Here is a 7,024-nt window from a genome sequence, read left to right as displayed (position 1 = left end):
GCTGCTCCTGGGCGGCCTTGGGGCCGACGGTCACGGCCACCACCTCGCTGGCCACGCCTTTCTCCTTCAGCCGCACCGCCTCTTCCACGGCGATCTCGCAGAAGGGGTTCATGGCCATCTTGACGTTGGTGAGGTCGACGCCGGAGTGGTCCGGCTTGACCCGGATCTTGACGTTGTAGTCGATGACGCGTTTGACCGCGACGAGGATCTTCATGGCTGTTCTCCCATGGTTCGCTTCAGGCTATTCCGCTTGTCGAAATTAAATTTCATTATTTTACATAGACGATACGAAGCCCTGCCGCCGGCGTCAAGCCCGACGCCTCAACTACCGAAGCGTGCCAGCAGGAACCAGCCGGCCAGCAGCGGGATGGCCGTGCACAGGAAGGCGCCGTTCCAGCGATAGCCGATCCGGGTCGAGGGCACGCCGGTGAAGCGTGACAGGATCAGCATGGAGGCCGTCATCGGCGAGGACATCAGCGCCAGCGCCCAGCCGACCATCAGCGAGGCGCCGATCAACGGTGGCGCCAGCCCCTCGATGGCCAGGGCCGGCAGGATACCGGCCAGCAGGGTGACGGTGACGATGGGATTGATGCCGACCTGCGCCAGCACCATGACCAGCAGCATGGCCAGCACCGCATTCCAGGCCCCCAGGGTGTCGAGGAAGGTCAACGCCGCGGCCAGGCTCGCCGTGTCCACCAGGCCCACGCAGAGGTGCCCCAGGTAGCCCGCCGCCCCCAGCACCACGATCTCGTTGCGGGTCGGCGCCAGCAGCCAGGGCAGCTGGCGGTGCAGGCTGCGCCCCGCGGCGACCAGTCCCAGGCCGCCGAGGCGACGCCGCTGCCAGGCCAGCCACCCGAAGGCGCCCAGTGGCGCCCCGAGCAGAGCGGCGATCGGCAGGCGCACCTCGAGCCACCCGGCGAGGCAGAACACCAGCGTCACGATGCCCGCCAGCAGCAGGGCAAACCGGCCCAGCGGCAACAGGGAAGGCGCCTCGCGACCGGCACCGGCTGCGGGAGGATGGGGGCCGGTGAGCCGGTCGACCAGCCAGCCGACCAGGAAGATCAGCACCGCCGCGCCCAGCACATAGGGCGCCAGCTCGCGCCACGCCACCCCGGGCATGCTGGAGAGCACCACGGCCACGCCGATGCCCATGGGCGAGATCAGCGGTGCCAGGGAAAAGCCCCGCAACAGGGCCAGCATCATCCGCCGGCGGCGAGCACGCTGCACCCAGGCACGCCCCTGGGCGGCGCCGAGGGTGTTGCTCTTCTCGATCATCGCGGCGAAGAGGTTGAGCACGCCGATATTGAGAATGATGCCGAACAGCGCCGAGCCCAGCGACAGCATCGGATAGCGCCGACCCGGCGGCTGCAGCAGCATGCTCTGCCCGCAGCGGCGCACCAGTCGCGAGCGGTAGGCGGGCAGCCGCAACAGGCCCAGCGCCACCACGAAGGTGGCGAAGAAGGCGAAACGCCCCGCCGCCTCGAACAGCAGCGGGCCGGGTGCCGAATGCCGCCACAGGGCGACCAGCGTCAGTCCGGCGGCGACCCAGAGCAGCCCTCGCGCCATGCCCGACAAGCGCCCCCGCTGGGTCAGCAGGTAGGCCCCCAGGGCCGCGATACCAAGACCCTGCGCCAGGGCATTGCCCACCACCAGATGCACCAGGGTGGCCAGCGTCACCGCCAGCAGCAGCGATGCCCGCAGCCGGTCGGCGCTCACTCGGCCACGCCCTCCGGCGACTCGTCGGACGCCTCCTCAGCGGCCCGGCGTCGCTCAGTCATGCTGTCCCTCCTCCCTGACCATGTCACGCAGCCGCCCCTTGAGGATCTTGCCGCTGGCCGTCGCGGGCAGGCTATCCATCAGCACGATCCGGGTGGGCCGCTTGTAGGGCGCCAGCCGCTCGGCAAGGAACGCCCCGAGCGCCGCCTCATCCAGATCCGCGCCCGGCTCGCCCTGCACGAAGGCCACCACCTCCTCGTTGCCCGCCACCTGACGCCCCACCACCGCCGACAGCGTCACGCCGGGGTGCTCGTTGATCACCGCCTCCACGTCGGGCGGGTAGATGTTGAACCCGGAGCGGATGATCAGCTCCTTGCTGCGCCCCACGATATAGAGCTGGTCGTCCTCGTCGAAGCGCGCGATATCGCCGGTGTTGAGCCAGCCGTCGCCGGTGAGGCAGGCCCGGGTGGCCTCGGGCTGGCGGAAGTAGCCCTTCATCACGTTGGGGCCGCGCACCCAGAGCTCGCCCACCTCGTCATCGTCGCCGGCGACATCGCCGCTCGCCCCCAGCGGCTCGAGACGATACTCCAGCAGCGGCAGCACGCGGCCCACCGTATTGCTGGCATGGCGGTCGTCGATGCGGGTCTGGCTGATGGTCGGGCTGGCCTCGGTCAGGCCGTAGCCGTTGTGCAGGGTCAGGCCGAAGACCGCCTCCACCCGCCGCTTGGTATCCCCGTCCAGGGGCGAGCCCCCCGCGGAGATGTAGATCAGCGCCGGGGCCTCGAGCTTGCGGCCCTGCCGGCGCAGGAACTCCAGGGTGCGCGCGTACATCGCCGGCACCCCCTGCAGCACGGTGATCCGCTCCCCGGCCAGGGCCTCGAGCATCGCCGAGGCCTCGAAACGCGGCACCGTGTAGAGGCAGGCGCCGTTGTAGAGGGACCCCAGGCACACCGAGGAGAGACCGAAGACGTGAGACATCGGCAACACGCCGTAGACGCGCTGCCCCTCGCCGAGGTGCCGCATGCCGCCGGAGATCGAGGCGATATAGAGAATGCCGCGGTGGGTCAGCATGACGCCCTTGGGCGTGCCGGTGGTGCCCGAGGTGTAGATCATCGCCGCGACCTGCTCGGCGCCACTGGCCTCGACAGGTTCCGGCTCGCTGTCGGCCAGCGCCCCCACCCGCAGCGCCCCCAGGCCGGGATGGGCCAGCGGTTCGGCGCCGTGACGGTGGCCGTGGGCCTCGGCGTCGGGCGACGCCTCGCTGGTATAGATGACCCGACGCGGCTGGCAGTCGGCGCGGATCAGGTCGATCTCCCTGGCCGACAGCCGCGAGTTGACGATGGCGACCCAGGCATCGAGCTCGCTGGCCGCCAGCAGCAGCACCACCAGGGCACGGCTGTTCTCGCCGACGGTCATCAGGCGATCCCCCGGCCGAATCCCCAGCGAGGCCAGCCACGCCCGGGCCTCGCGGATCTCGCGGCCCAGCTCGGCGTAGCACCAGCGCACCTCGCCATCGACCAGTGCCTCGCGGTCGGGAAGGCGCCGGGCGTTGTCGAGCACCCGGGTACTCAACCGCTCGGGCAGCTCCGCCACCAAGTCGCTTGCCAGGCGCCCGAAGATGCGCTCGTCCGGTGCCTGGCGCGTCACGGACAGGGCCATCAGGACGCCTCCCGTACCATGTTGCGGGCGATCACCAGTTGCTGGATCTGGGTGGTGCCCTCGTAGATGCGGAACAACCGCACGTCGCGGTAGAAGCGCTCGACGGCGTACTCCGCCATATAGCCCGAGCCACCATGGATCTGCACCGCCCGGTCGGCCACCCGGCCGACCATCTCGGCGCAGAACAGCTTGGCGCACGACGCCAGGGTCGAGACATCCTCGCCGGCGTCCTTGCGGCGCGCGGCGTCGAGGACCATGGTGCGGCCGGCATAGGCCTCGGTCTTGCTGTCGGCGAGCATCGCCTGGATCAGCTGGTGGCTGGAGAGCGGCACACCGAACTGCTGGCGCTCCATGGCATAGCTCAGCGACTCCTCCACCAGCCGATCGGCGACACCGACACAGACCGCGGAAATGTGCAGGCGGCCGCGGTCGAGTACCTTCATGGCGGTCTTGAAGCCCTGCCCCTCCTGGCCCCCGATGATGTTCTCGGCCGGCACCCGACAGTGGTCGAAGATGATGTCGCAGGTATGGGCGCCCTTCTGACCCATCTTCCTGTCGGCCGGCCCGCGCTGGAGCCCGGGGGTGTCGCCTTCGACGATAAAGGCCGAAATGCCACCGGCACCCTTGTTGGCAGGGTCGGTGCGCGCCATCACCGTGAACAGGTCCGCCTCGGGGCCGTTGGTGATGAAGCGCTTGGTGCCGTTGAGCACATAGTGATCGCCGTCGCGCACGGCCGTGGTGCGCAGGCTGGCGGCGTCGGAACCGGCATCGGGCTCGGTCAGGCAGAAGGCGCTGAGGAGCTCGCCGGTCGCCAGGCGTGGCACGTAGCGGGCCTTCTGCTCCGGGGTGCCGTCGATGAGGATACCCTGGGCACCGATGCCGTTGTTGGTGCCGAAGATCGAGCGGAACGCCGGCGAGGTCCTGCCGATCTCCATCGCCACCAGCGCCTCCTCCTCCATGGTCAGCCCGAGGCCACCGTACTCTTCCGGTATCGACAGGCCGAACAGGCCCATCTCCTGCATTTCCTGGAGCAGCTCGGGGGGCACGGCGTCCTCCTCGGCCAGGCGCGCCTCGTTGGGAATCAGGCGTTCACTCACGAAACGTGAAATGGTATCGAGAAGCTGATTCAGGAGTTCCGGATCGCGAATCATGGCGTGTCCTCACGGGTGAAGTGGCAGGCGGGTCCCAGGGGGTCGGCAACGTCGGGAGCACCGGTTCTGCATCATGGAATTGACGTTCGCATCTATTGCCAGGCACTTTTGCATAGCCTAGGATGGCAGTCAATAAACGGAATATGATTTTGCTTTGCGGAACACAGGCGCCGCAACCGTCCTGATAACCACTCGTGAGGAGAAGCTTGCCATGTCGACCGACGCCCCCCCGGAGGCCACTCCGGCCACGCCCTTCCGTCGCCTCGGCCTCGTCGGCACCGGCGCCATGGGCCGCGGCATCGCCCAGCTGGCCGCCCAGGCCGGCCTCGAGGTCAGCCTGCATGATGCCCGCACGGGCGCGGTGGATGAGGCCAGGGACTTCATCGCCGGCGTCTGGTCACGCGGGGTGGCGAAGGGGCGCCTGAGCGAGGACGACCTGGCGCGCTACCGGGCCCGACTGCACGAGGCCGCCGAGCTTGCCGACCTGGCGGGCTGCGACGTCGTGGTGGAGGCCATCGTCGAGAACCTCGAGGCCAAGCAGGACCTCTTCGCTCGTCTGGAAGCGGTCCTGGGCGACGACGCCGTGCTCGCCACCAACACCTCGTCGCTGTCGGTGACGACGATCGCCTCCGCCTGCCGGGTGCCGCAACGGGTGATCGGCTTCCACTTCTTCAACCCCGTCCCGTTGATGAAGATCGTCGAGGTGATCCCCGGCCTGCGGACCTCGACCGACGTCGTCGCGCGCATCGAGGCGCTGGGACAGGCCATGGGCCATTTCACCGCGCGCGCCACCGATACCCCGGGCTTCCTGGTCAACCATGCCGGGCGCGCCTTCGGCACCGAGGCCCTGAGGATCCTCGGCGAGAGCGTCGCCGATCACGCCACCATCGACCGCATCCTGGTCGACCAGGGCGGGTTCCGCATGGGCCCCTTCACCCTGCTCGACCTGACCGGTCTCGATGTCTCCCACGCGGTGATGGAGTCGATCTATCACCAGTACTACGAAGAGGCGCGCTTCCGGCCGTCTCCGCTGACCCGGTCGCGCCTCGCCGCCGGCCTGCTGGGCCGCAAGAGCGGCGAGGGCTTCTATCGCTACGAGGAGGGCAAGGCCGTCGTCGAGGACGAACCACCTCTGCCGGCGGCCCCCCCTGTCCCGGTGTGGATCAGCCCCGAAGACCCCGAGGCCGTCGAGGCGCTCTCGGCGCTCGTCGCCGCCGCCGGCTGGCCGCTGGACCGTGGCGAGCGGCCCGCCGCCGAGTCGTTGTGCCTGCTCACCCCGCTGGGCGAGGACGCCACCCAGGTCGCCCTGCGCCAGGGTCTCGAGGCCCGCCGCTGCGTGGCCGTCGACATGCTGGCCGGCCTCGACAGGCGCCGCAGCCTGATGACCACCCCGGCCACCGAGCCCCGCTACCGCGATGCCGCCTGGGCCCTGCTCGGCCATGACGGCACGCCGGTGAGCCCGCTCCACGACAGCAACGGCTTCGTGCTCCAGCGCGTGGTCGCCTGCATCGTCAACGTGGGCGCCGAAATCGCCCAGCAGGGCGTGGCCACCCCGGACACCCTCGACCGCGCCGTGGAACTGGGGCTGGGCTATCCCCGTGGCCCGCTGGCCATGGGCGACCACTACGGTAGCCGGCGGATCCTCACGATCCTCGACAACCTCTTCGCCGCCAGCCGCGACCCCCGCTACCGCCCCAGCCCCTGGCTGCGCCGCCGCGCCACCCTCGGCCTGCCGCTGGCCACCACCGAATCGACCTGACAGGAGCCTCCCATGAACGACGCCTTCATCTACGATGGCATTCGTACGCCCTTCGGCCGCCACGGCGGCAGCCTCGCCGGTGTCCGCCCCGATGACCTGCTGGGCCGGACCCTGAGGGCCCTGGTCGAGCGCAACGGCTTCGCCCCCGGCGACTACGAGGAGGTGCTGGCCGGCTGCACCAACCAGGCCGGCGAGGATTCGCGCAACGTGGCCCGCCACGGCGCCCTGCTGGCCGGCCTGCCCGTCGAGGTCGCGGGGCAGACCGTCAATCGCCTGTGCGGCAGCGGCCTGGCCGCGGTGATCGACGCCGCCCGCGCTACCCGCCTCGGCGAGGGCGAGCTGTTCCTGGCCGGCGGGGTGGAGTCGATGTCGCGGGCGCCCTATGTGCTGGGCAAGGCCGACACCCCCTTCGCCCGCAACCAGCCGCTGTATGACACCGTGATCGGTTCGCGCTTCCCCAACCCCTGGATCGGCAAGGAGTTCGGCAACCACAGCATGCCGGAGACCGCCGACAACGTGGCCCACGACCTGGGCATTGGCCGGGAGGCCAGCGACGCCTTCGCGGCCCGCTCCCAGGCCCGCTACGGCGAGGCCCTGGCCGGTGGCTTCTACGCTGGCGAGATCCTCGGCATCGAGGTGCCCCAGGGACGCAAGCTGCCTCCGCTGCTGGTCGACAGGGACGAGCACCCGCGGCCCGGCACCGACGCCGCCAAGCTGGGCAGGCTCACCCCGCTGTTCG

At 70.0% G+C, this 7,024-nt stretch carries 6 protein-coding genes; 2 read left to right on the top strand and 4 right to left on the bottom strand.

Translation table 11 applies throughout. The features are described from left to right. From C1H66_RS15190 to C1H66_RS15175, 4 genes are all read right to left on the bottom strand, one after another. The coding region (locus tag C1H66_RS15190) for an electron transfer flavoprotein subunit beta/FixA family protein (protein WP_423133100.1) at nucleotides 1-214 on the bottom strand (214 nt) is incomplete at its 3' end. 107 nt (nucleotides 215-321) lie between these two features. Continuing rightward, entirely contained in the window at nucleotides 322-1,716 is a 1,395-nt protein-coding gene (locus C1H66_RS15185) for a hypothetical protein (protein WP_102628728.1), read from the bottom strand. 54 nt (nucleotides 1,717-1,770) lie between these two features. Continuing rightward, on the bottom strand, nucleotides 1,771-3,375 hold the full coding sequence (locus tag C1H66_RS15180) for a class I adenylate-forming enzyme family protein (RefSeq protein WP_102628727.1): 1,605 nt from the start codon (nucleotides 3,373-3,375) through the stop codon (nucleotides 1,771-1,773). Beyond that, nucleotides 3,375-4,526, bottom strand: coding sequence for an acyl-CoA dehydrogenase family protein (locus tag C1H66_RS15175; protein ID WP_102628726.1), 1,152 nt, complete (start codon nucleotides 4,524-4,526; stop codon nucleotides 3,375-3,377). The genes C1H66_RS15180 and C1H66_RS15175 overlap by 1 nt, the downstream gene beginning before the upstream one ends. A 211-nt stretch (nucleotides 4,527-4,737) precedes the next feature. Here C1H66_RS15175 and C1H66_RS15170 point away from each other — a divergent pair, with 211 nt between their 5' ends. Next, entirely contained in the window at nucleotides 4,738-6,285 is a 1,548-nt protein-coding gene (locus C1H66_RS15170) for a 3-hydroxyacyl-CoA dehydrogenase (protein WP_102628725.1), read from the top strand. A 12-nt stretch (nucleotides 6,286-6,297) separates the two neighbouring features. Continuing rightward, a partial coding sequence (locus C1H66_RS15165; protein WP_479723838.1) for a thiolase family protein occupies nucleotides 6,298-7,024 on the top strand: 727 nt, incomplete at its 3' end.

The organism is Halomonas heilongjiangensis (assembly GCF_002879645.1).
In the GTDB taxonomy this organism is placed as follows: domain Bacteria; phylum Pseudomonadota; class Gammaproteobacteria; order Pseudomonadales; family Halomonadaceae; genus Halomonas; species Halomonas heilongjiangensis.
This window is presented reverse-complemented; position numbering and strand designations above follow the sequence as displayed.